Annotated in this window: 20 protein-coding genes, 1 pseudogene and 1 other annotated feature; of the genes and pseudogenes, 3 read left to right on the top strand and 18 right to left on the bottom strand. The window is 48.5% G+C overall.

All coding sequences use genetic code 11. The annotated features are described in order from the left end of the window. Positions 1-137: 137 nt before the first annotated feature. From DXD92_RS11530 to DXD92_RS11560, 7 genes are all read right to left on the bottom strand, one after another. A complete protein-coding gene (locus tag DXD92_RS11530; RefSeq protein WP_158581779.1) occupies positions 138-1829 on the bottom strand; it encodes a CocE/NonD family hydrolase in 1692 nt (563 codons plus the stop codon). 4 nt (positions 1830-1833) lie between these two features. Continuing rightward, positions 1834-2133 carry an AtuA-related protein gene (locus tag DXD92_RS11535; protein WP_022462826.1) on the bottom strand — a complete coding sequence of 100 codons (300 nt, stop codon included), beginning with the start codon at positions 2131-2133 and terminating at the stop codon, positions 1834-1836. 4 nt (positions 2134-2137) lie between these two features. Beyond that, positions 2138-3490, bottom strand: coding sequence for an acyclic terpene utilization AtuA family protein (locus DXD92_RS11540; RefSeq protein WP_118640557.1), 1353 nt, complete (start codon positions 3488-3490; stop codon positions 2138-2140). 193 nt (positions 3491-3683) lie between these two features. Next, on the bottom strand, positions 3684-4166 hold the full coding sequence (locus tag DXD92_RS11545; protein ID WP_118601088.1) for a helix-turn-helix domain-containing protein: 483 nt from the start codon (positions 4164-4166) through the stop codon (positions 3684-3686). Between the two features lie 246 nt (positions 4167-4412). After that, entirely contained in the window at positions 4413-4787 is a 375-nt protein-coding gene (gene rplL, locus DXD92_RS11550; RefSeq protein WP_022462823.1) for a 50S ribosomal protein L7/L12, read from the bottom strand. Positions 4788-4858: 71 nt separating this feature from the next. After that, complete coding sequence (gene rplJ, locus DXD92_RS11555; protein WP_055227784.1) at positions 4859-5368, bottom strand: 50S ribosomal protein L10; 510 nt, start codon at positions 5366-5368, stop codon at positions 4859-4861. A 35-nt stretch (positions 5369-5403) separates the two neighbouring features. Beyond that, positions 5404-5549, bottom strand: a sequence feature (ribosomal protein L10 leader region). 415 nt (positions 5550-5964) lie between these two features. Further along, entirely contained in the window at positions 5965-7521 is a 1557-nt protein-coding gene (locus DXD92_RS11560; RefSeq protein ID WP_118640558.1) for a DUF5605 domain-containing protein, read from the bottom strand. Between the two features lie 298 nt (positions 7522-7819). Here DXD92_RS11560 and DXD92_RS11565 point away from each other — a divergent pair, with 298 nt between their 5' ends. Both DXD92_RS11565 and DXD92_RS11570 read left to right on the top strand, forming a co-directional pair. After that, entirely contained in the window at positions 7820-9535 is a 1716-nt protein-coding gene (locus DXD92_RS11565) for a sensor histidine kinase (RefSeq protein ID WP_158581780.1), read from the top strand. 35 nt (positions 9536-9570) lie between these two features. After that, positions 9571-11151 (top strand): response regulator transcription factor, encoded by a 1581-nt coding sequence (locus DXD92_RS11570; protein ID WP_158581781.1) that lies wholly within the window; start codon positions 9571-9573, stop codon positions 11149-11151. A gap of 66 nt (positions 11152-11217) precedes the next feature. Here DXD92_RS11570 and DXD92_RS11575 read toward each other — a convergent pair whose 3' ends face one another. From DXD92_RS11575 to DXD92_RS11595, 6 genes and pseudogenes are all read right to left on the bottom strand, one after another. Continuing rightward, positions 11218-12117, bottom strand: a complete 900-nt coding sequence (locus DXD92_RS11575) for a carbohydrate ABC transporter permease (protein WP_055266923.1) — start codon at positions 12115-12117, stop codon at positions 11218-11220. A 10-nt stretch (positions 12118-12127) separates the two neighbouring features. Beyond that, positions 12128-13066: an ABC transporter permease gene (locus DXD92_RS11580; protein ID WP_118640561.1), complete on the bottom strand. Its 939-nt coding sequence runs from the start codon at positions 13064-13066 to the stop codon at positions 12128-12130. Between the two features lie 136 nt (positions 13067-13202). Next, positions 13203-14753, bottom strand: coding sequence for an ABC transporter substrate-binding protein (locus DXD92_RS11585; RefSeq protein ID WP_158581238.1), 1551 nt, complete (start codon positions 14751-14753; stop codon positions 13203-13205). A 175-nt stretch (positions 14754-14928) separates the two neighbouring features. Next, positions 14929-15285, bottom strand: a complete 357-nt coding sequence (locus DXD92_RS19195; RefSeq protein ID WP_243038211.1) for a putative collagen-binding domain-containing protein — start codon at positions 15283-15285, stop codon at positions 14929-14931. After that, positions 15259-16542 (bottom strand): annotated as a pseudogene (locus tag DXD92_RS11590) (apiosidase-like domain-containing protein); the annotation flags it as partial. The pseudogene DXD92_RS11590 and the gene DXD92_RS19195, both read right to left, overlap by 27 nt. Before the next feature lie 90 nt (positions 16543-16632). Then, positions 16633-18096, bottom strand: a complete 1464-nt coding sequence (locus DXD92_RS11595) for an alpha/beta hydrolase domain-containing protein (RefSeq protein WP_118640591.1) — start codon at positions 18094-18096, stop codon at positions 16633-16635. Positions 18097-18486: 390 nt separating this feature from the next. Here DXD92_RS11595 and DXD92_RS11600 point away from each other — a divergent pair, with 390 nt between their 5' ends. After that, the gene (locus DXD92_RS11600; protein WP_158581782.1) at positions 18487-19758 is read left to right on the top strand and encodes a prolyl oligopeptidase family serine peptidase; all 1272 of its coding nucleotides are present in this window, start codon (positions 18487-18489) and stop codon (positions 19756-19758) included. A 183-nt stretch (positions 19759-19941) separates the two neighbouring features. Here DXD92_RS11600 and DXD92_RS11605 read toward each other — a convergent pair whose 3' ends face one another. The 5 genes from DXD92_RS11605 to hisC all read right to left on the bottom strand — a co-directional run bounded on the left by DXD92_RS11605 (position 19942) and on the right by hisC (position 25352). Beyond that, positions 19942-21729: a glycoside hydrolase family 2 protein gene (locus DXD92_RS11605; RefSeq protein WP_118640564.1), complete on the bottom strand. Its 1788-nt coding sequence runs from the start codon at positions 21727-21729 to the stop codon at positions 19942-19944. Positions 21730-21924: 195 nt separating this feature from the next. Beyond that, complete coding sequence (locus DXD92_RS11610; RefSeq protein WP_055220834.1) at positions 21925-22137, bottom strand: small, acid-soluble spore protein, alpha/beta type; 213 nt, start codon at positions 22135-22137, stop codon at positions 21925-21927. A 275-nt stretch (positions 22138-22412) separates the two neighbouring features. Then, entirely contained in the window at positions 22413-22697 is a 285-nt protein-coding gene (locus DXD92_RS11615; protein WP_118640565.1) for an HPr family phosphocarrier protein, read from the bottom strand. 83 nt (positions 22698-22780) lie between these two features. Continuing rightward, positions 22781-24157 (bottom strand): MATE family efflux transporter, encoded by a 1377-nt coding sequence (locus DXD92_RS11620; protein ID WP_118640566.1) that lies wholly within the window; start codon positions 24155-24157, stop codon positions 22781-22783. A gap of 121 nt (positions 24158-24278) precedes the next feature. Next, positions 24279-25352 carry a histidinol-phosphate transaminase gene (hisC, locus tag DXD92_RS11625; protein WP_118640567.1) on the bottom strand — a complete coding sequence of 358 codons (1074 nt, stop codon included), beginning with the start codon at positions 25350-25352 and terminating at the stop codon, positions 24279-24281. Positions 25353-25493 lie beyond the last annotated feature (141 nt).

Below are 25493 nucleotides of genomic sequence, written 5' to 3' on the forward strand. Positions count from 1 at the left end.
GTTCATTTTGTTTTTATGATGCGGGCCGTTCTTTAGGTTTACCGCAAAACCTATAGTGTTTTCACTATATCACAAAAGAATGGATTGTGCTACTTTTTTCTTTTTGATTTTTCCTATGTTCGCCTTACCGTTACGGTTCACTGTTTTTTCATCAGCGGCAAAATCACGCAGGAAGCAGCTTTTCCGCCCATATGAATGGTCTGATGTGCAATTTTATTCTCCGTTTTTTCCGACCACAGCCCTTTCTGATTGCTGTGAACATGATACTGCGGGAAGTCGGAGGAGGAAACATCTACACGAATGCGGGAACCCTTTGGAATCGTGTATACAATATTCCACATAGTAATCTGCACCTCTGCCACGCTGCCCGGTTCATAGGCCCCAGCCTCTGTTTTTCCCTGCTCCAGCGTTGCAATCGAGGAACGAATGTTGTAAGCTTTTCCCTCCGGCGTCACTTCCATGATTTTCGCTGTGAATGCCGTATCCTCGCAATCACTTTCCACGAACAGACGGACGGAAGCTTTTCCGTTCAGCGTGAAAGTTTCTTCCAGCGGTTCTGATACAAAGTTCAGGACATCCTCACGATAGTCCGGTTCCGGCTGAAGATGGCTGCCGATCTGCGGCATCGTATGCAGAAGGGCTTCTCCGCCGATGCTCTCGACGGGAGTGGCCGGGTCAAACGTGTAGTTTCTCGTTTTTTCCTGTTCCGGCGCGTCTGCCCGCAATGCTTTTTCATCCAGATACAGCGTCATGCTTCCCGCAGTTCCTTCTTCTCCCAGTCCGTCGGACACGCTATCAATCCAACGGTCTGAGCCGATCTCATAGGCACGGATCCGCTGCATCGGGATTTCTTTTTGTTTCAGCGTCAGCTCAAACCATTCCAGCATCTTTGGAATTTCTTCATTCTGCGGGTGAATCACCTCTTTATCTTCAAGACAAATCTGGAAAAAGTGGTTCCATGCACCGATTTCCAGCCAGCTGTGCTGTTTCGTCTCCTCGTTCAGGCGCTCCCACGTTTTCATACTGCTGCCGTGGTGATGATCGTACCAGCCGCTCAAGAGATAGATCGGGACTTTCGTTTTTGACGGGATTTCCCGTAACTGTTTCCACCAGCCCGTCTGCCAGAGCGCATCGCCCGGGTTCGGGCTTGTGATGTATTCGCGGTAGGACGGAACACGCTGTCCCCAAAGAGCTTCATCCACCTTGACCTGCGGCAGATAGCGACAGCTTTCGCGGTAATCGGCGGACACCGGTTTTTCTGCATTTTCCATCGACCATGCGGTTAAGATATCGTGGCGGAAGCAACCTTTTTCGTAGGCTGAGGTAAAACGGTCGGTTCCATAATCTTCAAGGAACATGGCAGCAACCTTTCCTTCCGCGGCATCGGCGAAAGCCCAGCCGGTCATACTCGTGTAGGAATGGCCCCAGTAGCCTAAAATCTCGCACCATGGCTGTTCCACAAGGTAATTCATCGTGTCGATGCCATCATTCCGTTCGTTAATGTTTGGCTCCCATTTTCCTTCCGACTGCTCCCTGCCGCGGCAATACTGATAGACATACACATAACCTCTGTGTGCCAGTCCCTCGCCGTACGCACGATGGATCCGGTCATTCCCCGGGTAGCAGGTTCTGGTCAGGATGACAGGATACTTTTTTTCTTCTGCCGTGTCTTCTTTTGGAAAATAATAGATCGTGTGAAGCTTCACGCCGTCACGCATCTCGATCTGTTTTTCTTTTCTCTCAAATGCTGCATAGCTTTCGGAAACGCCGCTTTTCGCAAATTGTGCTTCTACGCGTTTTACCGCAGCCGTCATAAAATCTTCTGCCATCGCCCTATACCTCCATCTCAAGCAGTGCCATACCGAGTGTCTTTCCATGTTTGTCCAGCGCCAGCGATCTTGTGACACCGCCGCCGAGTGTCTTGTCGAGGACAAAGTTCAGCGCATGGATTCCGTCCAGTTCGTAGCGGGTTACTTTTCCGTGACAGATTTCGCGGAAGTATTCTGCTACGCGTGCTTCTGTTACTTTTTCTTTCAGCATTTCATAATTGTTCTCATCATATGGGATCACCGAAATATTGGAGATCTCGCCTTTATCTCCTGTTCTTGCATGTGCAATCTCTTTTAATTTCATCGCCTTATACCTCCCGGAATGTAACTTTTGCTTCTACTGCATCGCGCGGCACAAAAATTGAGCAGACCGAGACAACCTCGGACACCCGTTTCACAGCTCCGCCTCCTCCTGCCGGACCGTTGGTGTAGAGAGCTTCGACTTCATTTGCCAGCAGAACGGCATTTTTCCGGTCTTTCGTTCTGCCTGCGGCGCGGAGACGCACTTCACACGGAGTTCCACTTCCGATCTCCTTGGAAATTGCATCACGATACAGGGAATTGCATCCGATAAAATCAGTACGGTACTCTTCCAGTTCGATGCCTGTCAGTGCAATCCGCTTCTCCAGAATCTCCGCCGCCAGCTCCGCCCGTGCCATACAGTTGCTTCCGCCGTAGGAAATTTCACCCTCACCGATGAAGCAGTCCTTGTAGCCGACACTCACTTTCAAAGTTTCCGGTCTTCCATGCGTTGTCGCATGCTCGGCACGAACCTGGTTTTCCCCGACCTGCCGGAACGTCACCTTTGAAAAGTCCGCTGTTGCATCCGGGGTCAGGTAAGCCTTTGGGTTGTGGATTTCGTAGATCATCTGCTCTTTACAGGTATCCACACTCACCAGTCCGCCACTTCCCTCGACCTTTGTCACGGTAAATGCGCCTGTCTCGTCAATCTCAATGAGCGGGAATCCGAGTTTCCACAGGTCCGGCACATCCTTGTAGCCCGGATCCGCAAAATAGCCGCCTGTCACCTGTCCGGCACACTCCAGCAGATGGCCTGCCAGAACCGCCTGTCCCATCTGATCCGGGTTGTCGTCAATGTTCCATCCGAACTCATGTACCAGCGGTCCGATCGTCAGTGCAGGATCGGAAACGCGACCAGTAATGACAAGATTGGCACCCTCTTCCAACGCTTTTGTGATGCCTTCTGCGCCCATATAGACATTTGCGGAAATCAGAACATCTTTTTTCTCTTTTAACAGCGTGCCATCCTCCAGCACCTTCTCATTTTCATATTTGTCCAGCTCTTCTGTAATATCATCGCCGGTCACACAGGCAATTTTCAATCCTCCGACACCCAGTTTTCTGGCAATTTCACACGTCCGTTCGGCAGCAGATACCGGGTTGGCAGCTCCCATATTGGTAATGACTTTTACTTTGTTTTTCGCCATCAACGGGAGAATTTTTTCCATTCGGTAGTCGAGCAGCTGGTTATATCCCTTCGACGGATCTTTCTCTTTGTCCTGCTGTCCGATCGCAACGGTGCGCTCCGCCAGACACTCGAAAATAATGTAGTCCAGATTTCCTTTTTCCATCAGTTCCACGGCCGGCTCGATGCGGTCTCCCGCGTAGCCTGCCCCGCTTCCGATTCTGATTTTTTTCATATCCAATGGCCTCTCTTTCTTTGATCTGATGTCATTGTAACGCAGATCCATGGCAGGTACCACAAAAGGGAACCGAATTTCTAAAATTTTAGAAATCTGGTTCCCTTTTTACATGAACTGCTTTTCAGCCGGGTCGGAAAATACGGTAAAAACATCCAATGCAATAGAAATTCCGGCATTCCGTTATTATTTCTTATTCTTTCATTTTATTGTATAACGTCGCCAGCGAAATTCCGAGTTCCTTTGCCGCTTTTCGCTTCCCCTCCATATCCCGTCCGTACAGCAGCAGCGTATTTTGGATCTCCTGCCGTTCGAAGCGGCGCACCCGCTCTTCCAGCGTCATGTGAGCCTCTGATTCCCGTTTTTCAAACTGTACGAGACTCGTCACAATTGAGATGCTTCCGCGGATCTGATGCTCTTCCCAGATCGGATAAACACTTGCAAAGTATTCCTGCATTCCCTCTCTCCGCACCATTCCCTCGACCGGGATGCCGCTCCAAATAACTTCCGGAGCAATGGCAGATTTTCGGTACTCCGTGATTTTATGACCTTTCGCGATTTCAAGCGGAACGCCGATGAAATCGCTGTAGACTTGATTGAAGAACACAATCCTGCTGTGCTGATCGCAGATCAGGATTCCCTGCTGTAAAGATTCCAGAATGGAATGTACCTGCATTTCTTCTCCCTCCCACTTTCATCCATTTTGTACTCAAAAAAACACTCTCTGTGGGCTTCTTTCGTTATCACTGCAGACACCACGGGCAGCGTCGGCAAGGACTTTATCTCGTTGCCTCCGCCACAGTGCGCTCCTGCCCGGATGGCTTTTTACTTTACAGAAAAATTCAACGAAGTATCCTGTGAAGAAAAAAACGCACGGCAGGAAATCCCGCCGTGCGTCCATAGATTCTGATTTACGCTTAAATTATTTAAGAGTAACTTTAGCGCCTTCAGCCTCAAGTTTAGTTTTGAGCTCTTCAGCTTCTGCTTTGGAAGCACCCTCTTTGAGGACTTTCGGAGCACCGTCAACTACTTCTTTAGCTTCTTTCAGGCCAAGTCCTGTAGCTTCACGTACAACTTTGATAACTTTAACTTTGTTCGGGCCAACCTCTGTCAGCTCTACGTCGAACTCGTCTTTCTCCTCAGCTGCTGCTGCATCGCCTGCTGCTGCTGCAACTACAACGCCTGCTGCTGCGGATACGCCGAACTCTTCCTCACATGCTTTTACAAGATCGTTTAACTCTAATACAGATAACTCTTTGATAGCGTCAATAAACTCTGCGGTTGTTAACTTTGCCATTTTATTTTCCTCCTTGGATATTTTCTGAATAATGTTCTCAGGCTGCGTATTTCACGCTGCCCGCTTGAGGCTTAGGCCTCTGCTGCGCCGCCTTTGGACTCTGCGATCTGGTTGAGGACGCGAGCCAGGTTTGCGATCGGGGACTGGATGCTTCCAAGCAGTTTGCCAAGAAGTTCTTCTCTTGACGGAACGTTTGCCAGTGCTTCCATTCCAGCTTTGTCGTAGTAGTTTCCTTCTACAACACCAGAAACCATCTCCAGCTTCGGAGCGGTTTTTGCAAATTTAGCGATGATTCTTGCCGGAGCTGTTGCATCGTCCTTGCTGATTGCGATAGCGTTTGTGCCATCCAAGTCTTTGGTAAGAGACTCGAAAGCAGTACCAGCGAATGCACGTTTCATCATTGTATTTTTGTATACTTTGTAATGAACGCCTGCTTCTCTTAACTCTTTACGCAGCTGAGTATCCTGAGCAACGGTTAATCCGCTGTAGTTTACCAGCAGCACGCACTGTGCGCCTTCTACCTGTGCGCTGATCTCTTCCAGGACCGGCTTCTTCAGATCGATTTTTGCATTGATTGCCATGATTGCACCTCCTTGTAGTATTTCGTACCTACGCTTTGGAAGTATAAAAAAGCTCTTCGCGAAGATTGGCGAAGAGATCTCAAAATTCCATAACATGAACCTTGTGTAACTTCTCCTCGGCAGGCGTTTGAAACTTACGCCTTGCGGCACCTGCTGTCTTCGGCGTGATACAGGTGGTATGATATCATATGTGAGGCGGGTTGTCAAGATCAAAATAGACTTTTTTCATATTTGTGCAACTTCATCAAAATATACGTTCTATTTTTTCAAACCGTTTCTTCCTATACCATGTTATACTTACGTTGTTGTCGCCTCCCAAACTGGCAACAGGAAGGGGGTGAGCGCATGTCTATACTTATTTCTCTTATCGTTTCCGTTGTAGCAGGTGTAATCAGCTACTATATCTGCAAGTGGCTAGACGGAAAACATGGTGACAATTAGCACAGGCGGATGCCCTTCCGTAAAATAGGGAAGAACCCCCAGCAGTTGCCGCTGCTGGGGGTTCGCTTTGTGAACACATGTCACTTATTTCTCTTATTAGCTACATATACTATATCATATGCCGAATCGAATTTCAAGATTCCTCTCCCACATTTTTATTTCACTTTCACCAGTCGCACAGCCATATACGGTCTTGACGGCATGTCGATCGTGAATTCTCCGCTGTGGCGGCCTGCCGGGGTGATGGTCATGTTCCAGGTGTCGATGACTTCCACATCAAACTCCTGGCCTTCCGGCATGTGGAACGGGCGACGGCATGGGCGGTTGGCTCCGAAATAGTACATGATACAGTCTTTTCTCGGATGGCTTGCGCCGTTCGTGCAGCAAGTCTCATCAAAGAATGCCGGAAGCGGCTCCATATAGCCTCCGTTTTCTTCCATAATGTCCAGCAGGAACTGAATACGCGCCGGGCTGCCGCCCCTCAGCTCTCCGCCGTGTGACCACCAGATCACACCGTTTTCATTTTCATACGTCTCGCCGTGCTGGCCATATCCACCTCTGGTATATGCCTCCCAGAACCGGCGTGTCATCTCCTCGCCGCTGATATTTCCCCAGCCGAACGGAAGATTTCCTTCATATGCAATCTCATCGAGTACGCACGGTTTTCCATACTGCGGGCGCCAGATTTCCACATTTTCTGCGGTACGGTACAGATCGATTCTCTGCAGACTGCAGTGCGTGATCCATCCCCTGGAATGATCGTACATGGTCATACAGTTGTGAATGGAGCGCAGATGGCGGTACGGATCCTGACGGCAGACGGTTTCTGCATTGGACTCCCACTCGGATACTGGTTTCCAGCGGAACAGGTCAAATTCATTTGCCATAGCCCACCATACATTGTGGTATGCACTGAAACGGTTGACAACGTATCTTAAATAAAAGTTCTGCTGCTCCAGATTCATGCGGGAATAGCCCCAGCGGTCGTACGGATGGAACAGAATCAGATCGGCCTGGATTCCCATGGTGCCAAGGCGTGCGATCGTGTTTTCAATGTGTTCAAAATAAGAAGGATTCGGACGGGTATAATCCCATACTTCATCCGGGTTTTCGATCATGGCATCAATGCCGCCGAACATATTGCGCGGCGCTTTTTCCAGCTTCTCTGTCTCAAAGTCAGACGGAGACCACGGAGAATTTTCACAAATTTCAAACGGATACTGTGCCGGCTCTTTTAAATTGTAGACATAGTGCTTCGGGAAAACGCAGAAGCGGATCTTATTAAACGGAGAAGCAGCAAGGCTTTCATACGTTTTCTCCTGAGTCTCCTTACTCTGCAGCTCCCACACATAGCAGGTCGTACCGCACGGGTAGTATTCCTTTCCGTCATCGTAAGCAAAATGGTAGGTGTTTGCTACCCGAACCGGACCGTGGCAGTTTTCATCGACTGCGCTGACCTCCACCGTCACCTTCGCCTCATCGCCCCAGCTTGTTACTGCGGTAATCTCATACGTTCCTTCGCAGGATGGCATAAAGCGAAGCTTGTATACGCCGTTTCCATCATAAAAGCCCTCGGCATGCTTTTCCTCTGCCTGGCCTGCCATCGTTCCTTTCACCCACTGCTCCGCGAACGGATTTCCCTCGGACGGTCCCCGGAAAACCAGTTCTGCAATTCCATATCGTTTTACATATTCGGTATAAGACTGTAACATACGTTCCACCTTTCTGAAATAAGTATTGCTTCGTATCGTGATAATTTAATTTTACTAAATGCATTTTGAATAGTCAATCTTTTTAAATTAAACTTTTAAACAATGATTCAGTTGTTTTTTTATCACTTTTGCCGATATCTATTTCTTTTTTCCTTGTATTTATTGACGTTTTTTCACTTTTATTGTAAACTTTCCCATAGAGTCTGCCGGACCTTTTGCTGAACAGTTCCGGCATTTTCTTTTTATCTGGCTCAAAATTCAGCATATATCTAACATGTACAGGAGAGGAGATGGTCCTTTGAAAAAACGCTTTTCCAAAATTTCCATACACTCACTTGGTTTTCGTATTTTTGTTCTGCTTGCAGTCATGATCGTCCTTTTTTGCGCGCTTGTCGCGTACAACAACACAGCCGCTTTCGGTCTGATGCTTGAGCGGATCCATGAGAACTCGGAAAATACACTGGTTCTGTACCAGAAAAGCCTGGATGAAAATCTTTCCCGCACGGAAACCTACCTCTATGTTTTCGCATTAAATGATGCCGATCTTCTTTCCCTCCGCGCAGCAGAACCACAGACAACCAACTGGTATATCACATTAAACCGAATCAAAAAAAGCTTTGAAAACGCAACGCCAAACTATACCGTAGACGGCTTTTTCTGCTATCAGGAAGCCACAGATGCCCTGGTCCTCTATGACCAGACCACCAACCCGACACCGTTCCTCTGGAACTATATCCGTGAAATCGCCAAAACAGAGGATCCGTCCTCTGTATGGAATCTCAACGAAATCAACGGGAAATATTACCTTGTCCGTATTCTGAACCTGAACGGATATCTGCTCGGCGCGTACATTTCCACGGATACACTCCTTGGCACTCTGGTCGATACAAAAACGCAGGACAGTCTTCTGTATTTTTCCGATGGTCCCCTTCTTCTGCGCACCCCGTCAAACGATGTCTGCCTGGAGGCTCCCCGCTTGAAATGGCGACGATATTCTTCCTACGACATTGATGGAACCTCCTGGATGGCTGTTTCACATGAACTGAACGAAACACCGCTGTCGCTGACCCTGCTTTTAAAGGCTTCGGAATACACCAAATATCAGAGCAGCTTTTATCTTCTCGCCCTGATCGTTTCGCTCGGTCTGTTCGTAATCTGGCTGCTCCTGTCTGCTTCCCTGCACCGCTGGGTTCTTCACCCGGTTCACATGCTGACGCATGCGCTGGAACAGCTCCGCGGCGGTGATCTCAAGGTGCGGATTCCGGATGACGCTATGCTCGACGAATTCCGGAAAATGACGACCGCTTTCAACGATATGGTCGAAGAGATCGATGATCTGAAAATCGCGAATTACGAAAAACAGCTCGCCCGTCAGAAGCTGGAAGCGCTTTACCTGAAGCAGCAGATCACGCCGCATTTTATGATCAACTGCCTGAACACCATTTATCAGCTGACTGAAAATAACCATGCGGACCTGGCACGGCAGATGCTTCAGAACCTGAGTGTACATCTGCGCTATACGCTTTCCTCCGGCCAGACCGTCTCGCTTTTAGAAGAGCTAAACCTTGTAAAAAACTACGTGGAGCTTTCCTCCATCCGCTATCCCGGCGCGCTGCGCCTGCTCCCTTCCTGCGAAGAATCGCTGCAAAATGCAACGGTTGTGCCGCTTATACTCCTGAACTTTGTGGAAAACACGATCAAATATGAGGTCGTTATGGGGAAAGTGCTGGACATGCATATCGATATCACCGCGCAGGAAGAAAATCAGTGTACCCGTCTTCATATCTGTATCTGGGATACCGGATGCGGTTTTTCCGAGGATATACTTGCCGTGCTGCAAAAGCTTGATACCTATGTAAACTCCGAGCAGGAACACATCGGCATCACAAACGTGGTGCTCCGCCTCCGCCAGATTTTTCCCGACGCAGCTTTTGCTTTTGGCAACCGCCCCGGCGCAGGCGCTCAGATTACCATTGATTTTCCTTACGTTCCCTTTTTCCGCATCGACGGATAACCGGAACAGCTAAAAATATGTTTTGGGAGGTTATTATGAACCTGTTAATTGTAGACGATGAATATTATACCGTCGAAAGCATTTCCAACAAAATCCGCACACTACGGCCGGACTTTTTTGAGATTTTCTGTGCCTACAATCTGACACAGGCATTGGAAGCCTTTTCCGCGCATCCGATTGATCTGATGATTTGTGATATCGAGATGCCCGGCGGTTCCGGCCTCGAACTGCTGGACCAGATCCGCCAGGCACACTACGAAACCGTCTGCATTTTTCTGACCGCCTATGCAAAATTTGAATATATTTCCCGCGCTATGAAGCTTTCCAGCAGTGACTATCTGTTGAAGCCGCTGGACGACCATGCTCTTCTGGAAGCTCTTGACAAAGCCTGTGCGCAATGTGAAAAGCAGCAGAAGGACCACGTCAACACCCTTCATGCCAATTACTGGAAGGAAAGTGAGCTCCCGCTTGCGGAACAGTTTTTCCTCGACCTGTTAAATGGCAGTATTTCCTCTGCTCCTTCCGAAGTGATGGATGAAATCCGCTATCGCCGTCTGAATGTCGAACTGATTCATCAGCCCTTCTGTCCGCTTCTGATCCAGACCGGACAGACGAACTCCTTTTCTCCGACCGACAACCGTACCCTGTATGAATTTGCCTTAAAAAATATTGCCCGGGAATATTTTTTTGAACCCGGCGAGCTGCCGCTGACGATCCGTGTGCTTGATGGTTTTTATCTTCTGCTTCTCCCGGCCTCCACACACTCTCGGGACGCCGTGATTGGCCGATGTCGTCAGGCCCTGACCGACTTTGTGACACACTTTCCGTTCTCGATCAACTTTTTCGTTGATCAGAAGGTCTGTCTCCCGGAAGACCTGCGAAAAGCTTTTCTTTCCATGAAAGCCTTCGCCGGAAAGAACGTCACCTACGAAAATCACGTTTTCGATCTTGCCGCTGAAACCGAAGCTCCTGTTCAGACGCCTTTTCAGCCGATTCCATCTGACCGCTGGTCCGATCTTCTCACATCCGGAAAAACGGAACAGCTTCAGATTGAGATTTTTGCTTTCTTAAATCAGATGAAGAGTTCCGGCACCGCTACGCGGGAATTTCTGACCGGCTTTTACTATCAGTTCCTGCAGCTGCTGTTCCGCCAGATGGATCATCCGGGCAGCGAAGACGAAGCCTTCCGCCGCCAGATTACCGTTGCTTCCCCGGAGCATACCTTCTCCTCGTTTGGTGCTTTACGAGAATGGATTTCCAACAGTCTTCTGCTGTTCATACAAAGCCGTCAGGCAGCCGCTTCCCAGGACACGGCTGTTGCCACCGTGAAAGCATATATCGAATCGCACCTCTCCGACGAGCTGGACCGCGATACGCTTGCAGCCATGGTATACCTGAACGCCGATTATCTGTCCCATCTCTTCAAAAAAGACACGGGAAGTTCTCTCATCAACTACGTCATCGATCGCCGGATTGCGCGCTCCAAGGAGCTTCTCGCAAAGGGCGAAATGAGCATCCGCGACATTGCCATCACCTGCGGCTTCCAGAATATTTCGTACTTCTCCCGCCAGTTTAAAAAATCGACGGGCATGACACCACGGCAGTTTAAAAATTAAAAAAATCCGGTTTTCCTTTTGCATATCGGAAAGCCGGATTTTTGGGAGTCACTCACATTTTTTTTGTCAGCCCTTCACGCCGCCAAGGGTAATACCTTTTACAAAGTTTTTCTGAATGAACGGATAAATGATCATGATCGGCAGAATACCAAGAGCTGCCATCGCCATACGAACCGTTCCGGATGGAATCTGGGAAAGACCTTCGCCTGCCTGCGCCATGTTGTTGGCATTCTGCGTCAGTGCCTGAATATTCTGCATCAGACGGTTCAGCAGGTTCTGGATACTGTAAAGATCCGTTCTCTTTGTCAGATAGATATAACCATTGTTCCAGTCGTTCCAGTAAGCGATACCGGAGAACATGGCAACGGTGGTAATAATCGGCTTGGACAGCGGAATTGCGATCTTCCACATAGTCTGGAACTCGTTTGCACCGTCAATATAGGCAGCCTCGAGAATTTCATCCGGCACACCGGTGACAAAGTAGCTCTTCATCAGAAGAACGTTGAATGCGCTCATCATCAGAGACGGAACCAGCAGTCCGAAGAATGTATCTTTCACATGAAATACGGTTGTGTAGTTGATATAGGTCGGTACAAGGCCTCCGTTGAACAGCATGGTAAAGAACACCAGAAAGGTCAGGACATTTCGTCCCGGCAGACCTTTTTTCGAAAGACCGTAGGCCAGACAGGTTGTCAGGGCAAGGCTGCAGACAACGCCGGTTGCGGTCAGGATAAAGGACATTCCGTAGGCTTTGATTACCATGGAGCTGCTGGATGTGAATACCCACTCATAAGCGTAGGTACTCCACTTTTCCGGCAGGAAAGAGTAGCCATTCTGTAACAGGGTTGCATTGTCAGTCAATGAGGAAATGAACATCAGCAGAATCGGAATGATCGCGAGCAGTGTCAGGATTGTCATGATCAGATGGCCGAAAAAGCTATAAATTTTATCTTCTCTTGTTTTCATACCGTTCCTCCTAGATCAGCGCGCTGTCGCGGTCAATTTTACGTACCAGCAGGTTGGCGCCAAGCACCAGAATAAATCCTACGATCGACTGGTAAACACCTGCTGCGGCAGACATCGAAACATTGCCCATCTGAAGCAGTCCGCGGTATACGTAGGTATCAATTGTGTTTGTTGTGGAATACAAAGCTCCCTGGTTCATCGGCACCTGATAAAAGAGACCGAAGTCAGAGTAGAAAATTCTTCCGATTGCCATCATGGTCAGCATGATAATGGTCGGACGCAAAAGCGGCAAGGTGATATATTTGATCTGCTGCCATCTCGTTGCACCATCGATCTTGGCTGACTCATAGAAGGATTTATCAAATCCCATCAGTGTTGCCAGATACACAATACAGTTGTAGCCAACCGACTTCCATGCACTGACAAAAACCAGGATAAACGGCCAGTATTTCGGTTCCGAATACCAGGAAACCGGATCTTTTCCCAGCGCCTTTAAAATCGTGTTGTTAATGAATCCGTTTTCTACACTGAAGAATGCAAAAACAAGATATCCGATGATAACGGTGGAGAGGAGGTTCGGAAGAAGGATTGCACTCTGGTAAACTTTCTTCCGTTTTCCTTCCAGTTCACTCAAGACAATAGCTACTGCGATTGCCAGTGTTGTATTGATTACAATGAAGGCTACGTTGTAGAGAATCGTATTTCGTGTAATAACAAAGGCATCGCTTGTCGTAAACAGATATTCAAAGTTTTTCAGTCCTACCCATGGACTTCCGTAGATGCCTCTTCCGGCATTGTACTGTTTGAATGCAATCACAAGACCCGGCAGAGGCATGTAATTGTTGATAAACAGATAAATGAGACCCGGCAGCATCAGAATATAGATCGGCAGAAAACGTACAAATGTTTTTCGTCTTTTCTGGCTCTTCTGACTTTTCACTCTTGCCATGTTTTTCCTTCTCCTTTTTTCTTATCCGCAGCCGGTCATGACGCGTTCCGGTTTTGACAGATTTTTCTCTTCTTACAACCTGCGCCGTCCTGTTTTTGGGACGGCGCAGTCATTCTTTGATCTAAATTCTTAAACTTTATTTGTTTGCTTCCTGCCACGCTGCAAGCTGTGCCTTTTTCTCGTCGATAATCTTCTGGAGGCCTGCAGTCATCATCTTATCATTCATCTCAGCAATTCCGGTCTCCGGGTCTACAAAGCCGTACTCTACGCTGGTCTGATACTCGTTGTATACGTTCTGTACTGCTGTGAGCTCGTTTGCCACATTTGTGCTGTCAAAGGAGAAACCGCTTGCTTTGGAAACCTTTGCATTGGTGTTAAACTCTTTCATCTCTGTCCACAGATCCGGATCATTTCCTTCCCATACATGGGTCAGGAACTGGTTCGGCATCATCCATCCCATGGAATGATTCCATCCGGAGTTGGATGCATCTACACCGTCTGCATAAGTAGCAAGTCCGTCATCGCCAATTTTATAATGTGTTCCCTCGATGCCCCATGCCAGAAGGTTTGCGATATCGGCATTTGTGTAGCACTCATTCAGGAATTTCATGGCTGCTTCTTTATGCTGTGCAGAGATCGGAATGGTCCAAGGCATACTAGCCACAGATGTGGAACTGATATAGTCATCCAGCGTCTGGAAGATGGTCATATCGCGACCGGTCAGTGTAGTCTCCTGCGCTTTGATGCCAGGCTTTCCGCCTGTGGTATAGCTCATCAGAGTTCCGGCTTTTACAAGCTCTCCGACTGCTGTTGTATCGGTCGATGCATCGGCACTGATATAGCCTTTCTGATTGTAGTCATACAGTCTTGCACAATAATCCTTGTAGAAATCGCTCTCAAAGAGATTTACAACATCAAGGTTCTGGCCATAGTCAAGCAGCACACCGAACACATTTCCTCCAAGGGAGTCTACGTTAGAGAACTGCGACATAGAACCTGTTGTCGGACGATAAACCTCTTTGTCCGGATACTTCTCATGCAGCTGTGCATAAATGTCATTTAATTCATCCAGACTGATTTTTACGATCTCATCGTCTGTGTTTGCTTCGTAGCCAATACCATCGAGATACTCGGTTGCGATCGCTGCGCATCCACGTCCCTGTGCAATGTCTCGGTTACTTGGAAGTCCATATAAAACTCCGTTTACACGGCAGGCATCTACATTTTCCTGTCCAACCGCATCAATAATTCCCTGTCCGTAAGTCTGAATCAGATCATTTTCTTCCAGGTCGGAGAGGTATCCCTGCTGAATTCCGGTTGCATATGGGAAACCTACACATGCAAGTACATCAATTTCCTCATTTGCGGAAAGAGCCAGCGTCGTATTCTGATTAAAGGACCCAAAATCGGTAATGGAAAGCTCAATTTCAACACCAATCTTATCTCTTGTGATATCATTGATGGCTTCCTGTACTTTCTCCGTATCTGCCGGAGCACCCGTCCAGGTCGGGAAGCTTACGATGATTTTTTCCACTTCTCCGCTTCCGTTCTCTGCTGTACTGGATGCGGTACTCTTATCCTTAGAATCTGTCTTTCCGGAATCTGAACTTCCGCCGCTGCTTCCGCATGCAGCCATGGAGCATGCCATAATGGATGCCATGAAAATCGCTGCTACTTTCTTTTTCATTCTTTCGTCCTCGCTTTTTATCTTTTTGTCTTGCTGCTTTATTTCGTTTCTGAGTTTCAGCCGTGACTCATTTGATGATCTTATTATATCTGCTTTCTTACCTCCAAAAAAGAACAATCCTGCGATGAATTTGCACTTTTCTGCGGTTTCTTTCCGCATTTTGTATAGTTTATGATCACTTTTCAGTTTTTTCTATACATTCTGCTATCAGCATCCAGTCTCCCGCCGCCGGTTTCTTTGGCATAATGCACGACTTTCCACGCACTTCCACCTGGATTTCTGCTTTTTCTGTCTGTCCCGTTCTCGGATCAAACCAGGAAATTGCATAGATTCCGTCGCAAAGGCCTGCGAGCGGTGTACTCGTGCCATCCATCTCTCCGTAATAAATCAGTGCTCTTGTTTTATCCCGGCTGATCGTGGCAGTCGCAAGCTTATTGACAAACGGGCTGATACTCTCCTCTGCTTCTGCCGGATCGTAAGGCACCATCTCCTCAAAATGATGTTCCTCATAGAAACGTTTCAGATATCCCATCTGTGCGCCTCCGGGGCCGTCAATGGCTTTCGCCCAGGTGATGCCAAATTTGTTGAATGCATTAAAATCCGGGTTGATGTCACTTACCTCCCAGATATTATCCCAGATTCCCTGCGCACCGTACGTATAGCCGCAGCCGCCGGTCTGGACTGCCATATATGCCACGCGGCGCAGCATTGCATCGGTGCAGAGCCGGGTTCCGTTTTCTTCCAGTGTGGAACAGTATTCATACAGAGACTCTCCTTCAATGAACGGTTTTGTTCCGTGTTCCTTCCAATAGGTACGGTACCAGGACGGATTGATCGGAAAATCGCCGTGTCCGGCCTGATTCAGCACAAAATCAAACCACGATTCGTCATAATAGTAATCTGCAAACGGACGCTCATTCGTATAATGTGCGGTCTGCAGTGTTCCATATCCGTCCATTTTTTCCACATACTTTGCGACCTCGCGCCAGCCTTTGATGGCTGTTTCCCGCGGCTTTCCCGGGAAGTAGCCTGCCACTTCGCCTGCCAGCGTCCACACAACCGGAAGGGCGCCATAGCGGGCAATGATATAGCGCGCCAGATGTTTCTGGTGCTCCACACCCTGCTCGATCGAGCCGGACCAGGCAAAACCGAGCGCGTTGATAAAGCCGAGGTCAGCGAGATACTGCATGCGGCGGTCGAGTTCGTTCTAGTAAAATGCCACATCCGGCACATCATCTGCGGCATCCGTTTTCCAGTAACGGCTCTTGTGCTCCTTCCAGCTGTCGCTTCGAAGGTTTGTCTGATAAACGTTATAACCCTGTTCCTTCCTGCGGTCCGCCATGCCGCGGAACATGCTCGTCATCTGTGGATGGTTCGACTCGTCCCACCGCTCACCAAAGGCAAATTCCCAGTGCGTATCGCCGAGCCAGAAAAACGGTGTTCCGTCTGCATACGTCAGATATCTTCCTGATGGATGCACTTTCAGAAATCCGTGCTGATAGATAGCAAGATTTCCTTCGTATGGAATACATTCGATCGTTCCCTGCACTCCGGAAAGTCCCGTCTCCTCCGGTGCTTCCAACCTATAACTCCACATTCCGGTTTCGGTCGGCGCAAAGGCAATCCGATAGGTATTTCCGCCGTCCCAGTATGCTTCTCTTCTGATCCTTCTTCCCGACGGTCCCGTAAAAACACTCCAGATGGAAACATCGAGGAATGGATTGTTGTATGTTTTCTTGCTCTCAAATGATAAAATAATTTGTCGCCACTGTTCTGCTTTCATCCCCATTTTATTTTCTCCTTTATCTGCGCAGAGCGCGCCCGGTTTTTTTCGGGCACGCTCCTCGAATCTGATTTTACTGTAACTGTTTATTGTTTTTTATTCCAGTCCGCGTTTCTTTGCAAGCTGCACGGCAATCTCAACCAGCTCCGCCGCATCCTCGCGGCAGACAAAGCCTTTCGTTACCTGCTCTTTCGTGTTTTTCTCCGCCATTTCCCGGTAATGTGCCAATGTTCCGTACAGCTCTTTTATCATTTCTTTCGAAAACGCCTGCTGATAACCGAACAATCCTTCCTTTTCCGATTCCGGATCCAGGAAATTCTGGCCTTTTTCAATGTCGCTGGTATTGCTGTATCTTCCGGTTGGATAGTCAAGGAGGCAGGTACGCAGTCCACCGATCGTATTTCCGAACGCATCCTTTTTGTTTTCTCCGTCGCTGTCAATCGCAATCCGGTCACAGTGCGCCGGAGCTGCGCCTGTCCGTACCCAGGTAAAGAGATTCCGAAATGCTGCCGCAAAAAGAATCTGGGACGGATAGTCGTTTCCTTCCTCATTTTTTCCCATATAGAATGGCAGATGGTTGATCCGCACCAGATCCGGATCGTTCTGATAGTAGTCCACATAGCTATAGGAAGTGTCATGGCTTGCACCCGTCACATCATACTGGCGGAACAGGAACTCCGGATCATCGCTGTCCTGCTGGGCAATGCGCCATGCTTCCATTCTTCCGTTTTCACTCTCCGTCTGCACAGCGATAAACGGCTCGCGCGCCTTTTCCACACGTGTCAGACTGTAATGGTACGGAGCCATGGTTTCATACTGGTTGACCGGAATACCAAGGGAATGGACTCCTCCTCCGGAAAGGTAGCCATCAAATACACACGCACCGCGTGCCACCTCCGGACGATACGCAAAGCTGTTCAGATAGCGGAACAGATACGAACCCGACTGTGACCAGCCCGTCAAATAGACGTATTCTCTCTTATATTCCCGAATCGGATTCTGCTCCTCATCGCCGCGCAGCAGCCACGCCAGGTCTGTCAGCATGTCCCAGAAAAGACCCGTTTCGTAATCATGATTCAGATCGCCGAGTCCGCCTGTGACCTGCAGTCGCTCCGAGAACGGCACATCCGGCGTCGGGTTAGCCCAGGAAAGACAGCCGTAACGCTTTTCATCAAACTCTACCATTTTTGCGATCGTATTCGGTTTGCTTGTGATTCCCACATAGATATCTCCGTCCCGCACAAATTTCTTCCAGCCGAGAATCCACATGCGGTCAATCTCCATAAAACTCGTTGGATTGATGATCTCCACTACAACGTTTCCGCTGCATTTTGCAGTGTCCTGCGGTGCGCGGACAATGATGCGGTTTGTATACGGCGCATCCGCAGTGCGCACACGGACGCCGCCGCGCTCGTCTGCAGTCTCATAGACGTTGGCCGTTCCACACATATAATATTCCTTCTCCACATAGCCGCGCTCCGACAGCTTCAGGTAACGCTCCGCACTGGCAAACGGATAGCTTTCTTTCGTTACCGGAATCTCCTCAAGTCTTGTAATCATCTCGTAAAACCTCCCTTTTTCCTTGTATGATTTTATTATTCCATACGGCTCCAATACGAAAAACAACGATTCTGCTGTTTTTTGACACTTTTCTGCTGTTTCTGTTTCGATCAGACTTTTTCCGTTCCGAAAACAAAAACACAGAAAAAGCATCTCTGTGCAACTTTATCTCTGATTTGTACTTTTTCTTTCGGAATGTCTGTAGTAGACTGGTATTGTCGGGCAGAAAAAAATTCTACTATTCCCAATACCGTCTTTTCTGCCCATGCAAACAACTGTACTCTCAAGCTTTTTCTGTACCTGATTTTGTGAGATGATTTTTGTCAGTCGCAAAAGCAAATGCAGAAAGACTCTGAGCGTACATTCCGTACAAAAGGAGGGTTTTTACAAATGAACGGAACTTATTATACCATTACCGAAGTTTTTGATTTCGGTCCGCATATTTCGAAAGTAATTCTGGATTACGGAAAAAGCATGAAAGGTGCGGCTCCGTCACCGGAGCAGTTTACGGTACACGTTACCCGCACTTCCACCGAGGGCGAGGATTTTGTATGGCCGAATTTTATGGGCGACAAACCTGATGACTCGATGGACGGAACTCGCCGCGTTTCGAACGTTTACGTTTCTGACAAAACCGGTGTATCGTGCGAGGACGGCACCTGCCTGACGCTGGAGCTGCCGTGTTTTATCATGGAAGGAATCGGCTCGATCATCAAATTCAACGGTAATTTTAATGTATTTGTCAATGTCGCTTACGATGTGACACAAGTCTCTGAAATTGCAACAGACGATGGTGCCATTTCTCCGCAGACGTTCGACGTAGACGGCGAAAACCGCGTCATCTACGGTGAATGGCTCAAAGAAGACCGCTACGAGGATCCGCAGATTCCGCTCTCTTACGTTTACTACGAGCCGGAAATGGATGTGGATGAGAAAATCCCGCTGATCATCTGGCTGCACGGCGCTGGTGAAGGCGGACAGGAGCCGCCGATTGCAGCAATTGGAAATAAAGTTGTAAACCTGATTTCCCCAAAGGTTCAGAAAATTTTCGGCGGCAAGACCTACCTGCTCGCTCCACAGGCTCCAACCATGTGGATGGATGACGGAACCGGCGAATATACCAAAGACGGTTCTTCCAAATATACCGAAGTTCTCGATGCCCTGATCGGTGCTTTCGTGGATGCCCATCCGCAGATTGACCGCTCCCGCATCTACATCGGCGGCTGCTCCAACGGTGGCTTTATGACCATGAAACAGATCATTTTCAACCCGTCCCGCTACGCTGCCGCATATCCGGTCTGCGAGGCTCTGGCGGATGCATTTATCTCCGATGAAGACATCCTGAAGCTCAAAGATCTGCCGATCTGGTTTACACACGCAAAAACCGACCCCGTTGTCGTTCCGGATGACTTTGTCGTTCCGACCTATGAGCGTCTGGCAAAGGTCAACCCGAATGCACACTTTACCTACTGGGACAAGGTACTCGATCACACCGGAACCCAGAAAAATGCAGACGGCACCCCATTCGAATACATCGGCCACTGGTCCTGGATCCCGATGCTGAACGATGAGTGTGTCCTCGATTATGACGGCAAACCGGTTATGACGAACGGAAAAGAGACTCCGATTCTGGAGTGGATGGCTGCACAGAAAAAAGCATAACACAGCACTTGCCGGATTCTCCGCCTACGGCGGATTGTTGCAGTGAAAAAACAGATGGTATGAAATCGGACTTCAAAGCTGATTTCATACCATCTGTTTTTGTCTGTTCTTGTCTTTTTTCTCTGTTCCGTTTGATATCATCAACCGTGCAAGTCGGCTGATCTTTTTGAAAAGCTCTTGCCCCTACTGTTCTTTTCTTTTCAGCTCTTCATAGAATTTCTGCAGCACATAAAATGCCGGTTTGCGGTACTTTTTGTCCTCAGAGAGCAGCCCCTTCCGGTTATAATATTTCTGGATCAGGCTTGTTCTGCGCGGGCAGCGGAAGTCGTAGAGAATCCAGGGGGTCATGCCCTTGATGTAGTCAATGTTCCGCAGCGTTGCAATCTGTTTTTCGTACACATCCGCCTGGCACTCCTCGGTTCCTTTGTCCGAGATGGTTCCATGGTGATGCGGCAGCGCGTCTGCGCCGAACTCCGTTACGATAACCGGCTTGTCCGGCTGGCTGTTTTCCATCAGTGCCGGCAGCATCGCAAAATCCGGGGTGTACCAGCCGCAGTACTCGTTGATGCCGATGATGTCAAGGTATTCCATCAGACGGTCCTCAATCTTATTTTTCGTAGCATTAACCAGGCAGGCCGCAGACACCATTCGCGTCTCATCCTCCCGATGCGCGCATTCTGCCAGTACGCTCATGAATTTCAGCCGTTCATCCGTATCGGCATTCTCATTTCCGACAGACCAGATGATCACGCTCGCGCGGTTCCAGTCACGGTTGATGAGTTCGCGGAGCTGATTCTGGGCATCCTCATATGTTTTTTCACGTTCAAAACGAATTGCCCAGTAAACCGGAATTTCCTCCCACAAAAGAAGCCCAAGCTCGTCGGCGAGTTTTGCCATTTCTTCGTTATGCGGGTAATGTGCAAGGCGCATGAAGTTGCATCCCAGTTCTTTCGCAATGCGGATATTTTCGATCCGTTCCTCTCTTGTCAGGCCTTTTCCGTTTTCCACGCTGTCTTCGTGGCAACTGATACCACGCAGGAAAACGGGCTCTCCGTTCAGCAGAATGTCTCTGCCGTTCACGCGAATTTCACGAAAGCCGACCCGGTCGCTGACGGTATCGGTTCCACAGGTTACTTTTACATCATACAGCTTCGGTTTTTCCGGTGTCCAAAGCTCCGGTTTTGCATCAAAAACAACTTCTCCGGCTCCGTTTTCCAGCTGGATTTTCCGGCTCACGCCAAGCTCCTCGATGACAAGCTCTGCCTTGGCTGTCATTTTTTCCGACAGTGTCACTTTCGCCATAACATGTCCAAATGTTCCGTCCGGCACAAGCGCAATTTTAAAAGTTTTGATATGGCATTTCGGAACACGGATCAGTGCGATATCGCGGTATACGCCGCAGTAGTTGAACCAGTCGGTATTCTCGGTCGGCACCTGCTCCGGCCGTCTCGTTCCGTCAACTGCAAGCACGATGCGGTTCTCCGCTTTCAGGTATTCTGTGATATTCCAGAACGCCGGTGTCGATCCGCCGCGATGCATACCGACGTATTTTCCGTTTAAGAAAACGCGGCACAGATAATTGGCTGCGCCCACTTTCAGAAAGACTGTTTCCTCTCTTTCTGCGATATAGGAAAATTTTCTCGTAAAGACCATGCTTCCCTCATACAGGAGATACGTCGGATCGATGGTATTCCAGCTGCACGGAAGCTGCATCACCGGCCACTCGTCAAAGGAATAGTCGATTGGCACAGTGAAGCCTTTTTCGTCGCGGTATCTCTCTTTGTACCATTTCTGGCGCAGACAGGTATCGTACTGATCGACTGCATAATGCCAGCCGCCGTTCAGCAGCTCCTCTCTTCTTCCCCCTTCAAATATCATCGTGTCCACTGTGGCAAATCCCGTTTCGTACTGTTCGGTATAATCCTCGAGATGGATATCCGACATATACTTTTTCTCTTTTTTTGCTTCCATAAACTTTTCCCTCACTTCTCCAAACGATCCGAAACACGCTCTGCGAGTTTCTCAGGGTATCGCGGCAGTCGCCGGGTCTCATGCAGACACGGACTTTGGCGCGGCGCCACCCATTCCTTGTTTTTATTATAACGCTTTCACAGGAAAAATCTATGGTCAAAACTGTTGAGGATATTGCAAAAATTGCGGTACCGCTTATTTTTCTTCGTTTTCGTTCTTTCCTTCCGCCGCCATCTGCCGCTTCCTCCGTGTCACAAGGCCACCGATCCGTCCCGTTTCTTTTGCCGTGAGTGATCGCCAGCCGTCATTCAGCACGCGTTCTAAAAGCCCCAGCTCACCTGCGATTTCGTATTTCATTTTCTCCTTCTCCGTCATATGTTCCAGATCAATTTTCTTCTGCCTTGCCATTTTTTCTGCACTCCTTTTCTCTGCATTTTTGCTTTATCCAGAGTGTAGACACTTTTTTCCGGCCTTATACATCCTGTTGTCAAACGGATATTCGCAATCCGCTTCGCAGCTTATCTTTTCATCCCTGCTTTCGAAATTCCCCCCCCCGAAGGCAGGAATCTTTTATCTGCCGCCACATAAAAAACCTCGCTTTTTGAAATACGGTCCGGTTTCCCATTCCGTTTTTTCAAAAAGCGAGGTCCTTTTCTTTATTTCTATTCTATGTTCCTATCTCCTCACTCCGGCGTCTCTCCGAGCCCGCTTTTAATTGCGGCAACGGCCGCCTGAAGTGCTTCCTCTTCATCCTCCCCGCTGCTGCAGATCTCAATGGTTTCTCCCTGCTTGATTCCTGCAGCTACGATACTCAAAATACTCTTTAAATTAACCGTTCCCAGCATCCCGTTGTTTTCATAGGTAAACGACATGGCAGATTTGTACCGGCTTACACTGTTTGACAAATTTACCGCATTTAAAAGATGCAGACCTGACGGATTGACAATCGTTACTTTTTCACTTACCATCTTATGTTCCACCTGTCTTTCCTTCGTATTCTACTTATTATATCACAATAACACAGTTTTGTTAAAACAGTTTGAATATTCCGTTAGATACTTTTCAATTCTTTCCTCTTACTCAGCTGACTGAAGAACAGGTAATAAATAAAGTATGCAATCGTTGTGATTACCCACGACAGCGGATAGCAGAAGGCAGCTCCTTTTAAGGAGTGGAAATGCGGCAGAACCGCCGTCATCCACACGATACGTACTCCACAGATTCCTATTCCGGTGATAAACATCGGAATCCATGCATCTCCGACACCGCGGAGTGCACCGGAAAGGATTTCGATGGAAATGTAGGTAAAGAAGGTCGGAACCAGGAAATGGATCAGTCCGTGACAGATTTCACGCACCGCCGTATCTGTGGTAAACAGAGAAATCAGTGTATCACCGATAAACCACATAAACACAACCATCAGACCCGTCATCAGGAATGCCATGATCATGCTGGTGCGCACACCGCGGTGTACACGATCCATCTTTTTCGCACCGTAGTTCTGACCGACAAAGGTTGTCGCCGCAATACCGAGCGCATTGATCATCATCCAGAAAAGACCGTCCACCTTTCCGTAAGCTGCCCACGCAGCCACATTGTTGGTTCCCAGTGAATTGACGGCAGACTGAATGATTACATTCGATACCGAGTACAGAATCGACTGTACGCCTGCCGGAAAGCCAATGCGGATAATCCGTTTCAGCATAATCCAGTCGATGCTGATTTTCCGCAGATGAAGCCGGTAAATATCTCTGGTCCGCATCAGAGAGCCCATAACAAGAACCGCACTGATGATCTGAGACAGAATGGTCGCAAGCGCCGCGCCCATAACACCCATCTGCAAACCGACAACAAATAAAAAGTCAAGCGCGATATTGGTCATACAGCAGATGATCAGATACAGCAGCGGACGTTTCGAGTCGCCGACCGCACGCAGGATACCGGAACCCATATTGTAAATCAGGTTTCCGATGGTTCCAAGGAAATAGACACGCATATAAATCAGCGCATGATTTACAACATCATCCGGCGTGTTCATCAGATCGAGCATCCATCTCGAACAGCCAATGCCGACTACTGTCAGCACAATACCTCCGAGAATGGAAAAGGCAATGGAAGTGTGTACTGCCCACTGAACCTTGTCCTCTTTATTGGCTCCGTAATGCTGTGAAATAACAACCGTCGCACCACTCGAAAGGCCGACGAAAAATCCGACCAGCAGATTGATCAGCGTACCTGTCGTTCCGCCGACCGCCGCAAGTGCCTGTTTTCCAAGAAAGTGTCCGACAATCATGGCATCTGCCGTGTTGTAAAGCTGCTGGAAAAACGTTCCGAACAGAATCGGCAGGAAAAAGATCAGAATCTGCTGCCAGATAACACCCTCTGTAATCTGATTTACCTTTACTACTTCTTTCTTCTCTTTGTTCATACCCAAATACCTTCCCAAACTGTCGCCGGATCTCATATCCGAGTCCGACGGCAGTCCCCCTTTAAAATTTTCTTCCGCTCCTTTGCAGATACTTTTCTTCTGTCTTATATTTTTTGCTGTTTCATCCCTCTTTTAAGTAATCTTTCAAAAAATCAAACAGCGTCTGCATTTCTTCCCGCGTGCCAATCGTAATACGCAGATAATTGTCAATGCGGGGTTTCTCAAAATACCGCACATAGATATGTCGTTCCCGGAGTGCCTGAAAAATCTTCCCGGCCGGTACGCTTTTGTGCGTTGCAAAAATAAAGTTCGATTTCGAATCTTCGAAAGAAAATCCCAGCTTTTTCAGCTCCTCCTTCGACCATTCTCTCGTTTCCATCACTTTTTTCACCGTCTTGCGGAAATATTCCACATCGCGGATCGCTGCGGCTCCGGCTGCGATCGTGGTCTGATTCATGGTATACGAATTGAAAGAATATTTCACATCATTCAGATACGAAATCATCTTCTCATTTCCGATTGCATAGCCGATGCGCATGCCGGCAAGCGAACGGGATTTTGATGTTGTCTGCACAACCAGCAGGTTTTCATATTTTTCCAGCAGCGGCTGCGCAGTGGCTGCTCCGAAATCCACATATGCCTCATCTACGATCACAACCACATCCGGGTTATGCTGCAATATCGATTCGATCGCAGAAAGCGAAAGCTCCACACCCGTCGGTGCATTCGGGTTCGGGAACACAATTCCGCCATTTGGATGGTTCTCTGCAAAATACTGCTCCGGCACAATGCAGAAATTTTCATCGAGCGGGATCTGCTCGTACGGAATACGGAATTCCTCCGCCCAGACATCGTAGAAGGAATAGGTAATGTCCGGGAAAAGAATCGGTTTGTCAGAGTTAAAATACGTCATAAACGCCATCGCCAGAACATCATCCGAACCGACACCGACAAAAACCTGCTTCGTGCTTACGTGGTAGACATCCGCAATCGCCTGCACCAGTTCTGCCGCGGTCGGATCCGGATAGAGACGGAGGGTATCCTCTTCTGCTACCCGTCTGATCGCCTCTGCGGCTTTTGGTGACGGCGGATACGGATTCTCATTCGTATTCAGCTTGATCATATCAGCCTCATGCGGCTGCTCGCCCGGTACATACGGCACAACTTTTCTTACATTCTTTTCCCAGTTACTCATAAGTTCCTTCCTTTCTGCCTGTGGTCAGGAAATGCACCCTGACTTTATTCCGTCTTTCTGTTTTTTTGGAAAACCCTGTGAATCGTAACCATTTTTTCTTTTCCTTCTGCTCCGGCAGTTTCCCGCCGACGCAAAGTCCCT

The sequence above is a fragment of the Blautia sp. TM10-2 genome, from assembly GCF_003480845.1.
Classification (GTDB): domain Bacteria; phylum Bacillota; class Clostridia; order Lachnospirales; family Lachnospiraceae; genus Fusicatenibacter; species Fusicatenibacter saccharivorans.

Coding starts and splice junctions, on each gene's coding strand:
- DXD92_RS11605 (WP_118640564.1), bottom strand. CDS start 21,729: ATGGAAGCAAAAAAAGAGAAAAAGTATATGTCGGATATCCATCTCGAG.
- DXD92_RS11600 (WP_158581782.1), top strand. CDS start 18,487: ATGAACGGAACTTATTATACCATTACCGAAGTTTTTGATTTCGGTCCG.
- DXD92_RS19195 (WP_243038211.1), bottom strand. CDS start 15,285: ATGGGATATCTGAAACGTTTCTATGAGGAACATCATTTTGAGGAGATG.
- DXD92_RS11595 (WP_118640591.1), bottom strand. CDS start 18,096: ATGATTACAAGACTTGAGGAGATTCCGGTAACGAAAGAAAGCTATCCG.
- rplL (WP_022462823.1), bottom strand. CDS start 4,787: ATGGCAAAGTTAACAACCGCAGAGTTTATTGACGCTATCAAAGAGTTA.
- DXD92_RS11615 (WP_118640565.1), bottom strand. CDS start 22,697: ATGGTAAGTGAAAAAGTAACGATTGTCAATCCGTCAGGTCTGCATCTT.
- DXD92_RS11545 (WP_118601088.1), bottom strand. CDS start 4,166: ATGCAGGTACATTCCATTCTGGAATCTTTACAGCAGGGAATCCTGATC.
- DXD92_RS11585 (WP_158581238.1), bottom strand. CDS start 14,753: ATGAAAAAGAAAGTAGCAGCGATTTTCATGGCATCCATTATGGCATGC.
- DXD92_RS11540 (WP_118640557.1), bottom strand. CDS start 3,490: ATGAAAAAAATCAGAATCGGAAGCGGGGCAGGCTACGCGGGAGACCGC.
- DXD92_RS11560 (WP_118640558.1), bottom strand. CDS start 7,521: ATGTTACAGTCTTATACCGAATATGTAAAACGATATGGAATTGCAGAA.
- DXD92_RS11610 (WP_055220834.1), bottom strand. CDS start 22,137: ATGGCAAGGCAGAAGAAAATTGATCTGGAACATATGACGGAGAAGGAG.
- DXD92_RS11575 (WP_055266923.1), bottom strand. CDS start 12,117: ATGAAAACAAGAGAAGATAAAATTTATAGCTTTTTCGGCCATCTGATC.
- DXD92_RS11580 (WP_118640561.1), bottom strand. CDS start 13,066: ATGGCAAGAGTGAAAAGTCAGAAGAGCCAGAAAAGACGAAAAACATTT.
- hisC (WP_118640567.1), bottom strand. CDS start 25,352: ATGAGTAACTGGGAAAAGAATGTAAGAAAAGTTGTGCCGTATGTACCG.
- rplJ (WP_055227784.1), bottom strand. CDS start 5,368: ATGGCAATCAATGCAAAAATCGATCTGAAGAAGCCGGTCCTGGAAGAG.
- DXD92_RS11530 (WP_158581779.1), bottom strand. CDS start 1,829: ATGGCAGAAGATTTTATGACGGCTGCGGTAAAACGCGTAGAAGCACAA.
- DXD92_RS11535 (WP_022462826.1), bottom strand. CDS start 2,133: ATGAAATTAAAAGAGATTGCACATGCAAGAACAGGAGATAAAGGCGAG.
- DXD92_RS11620 (WP_118640566.1), bottom strand. CDS start 24,157: ATGAACAAAGAGAAGAAAGAAGTAGTAAAGGTAAATCAGATTACAGAG.
- DXD92_RS11570 (WP_158581781.1), top strand. CDS start 9,571: ATGAACCTGTTAATTGTAGACGATGAATATTATACCGTCGAAAGCATT.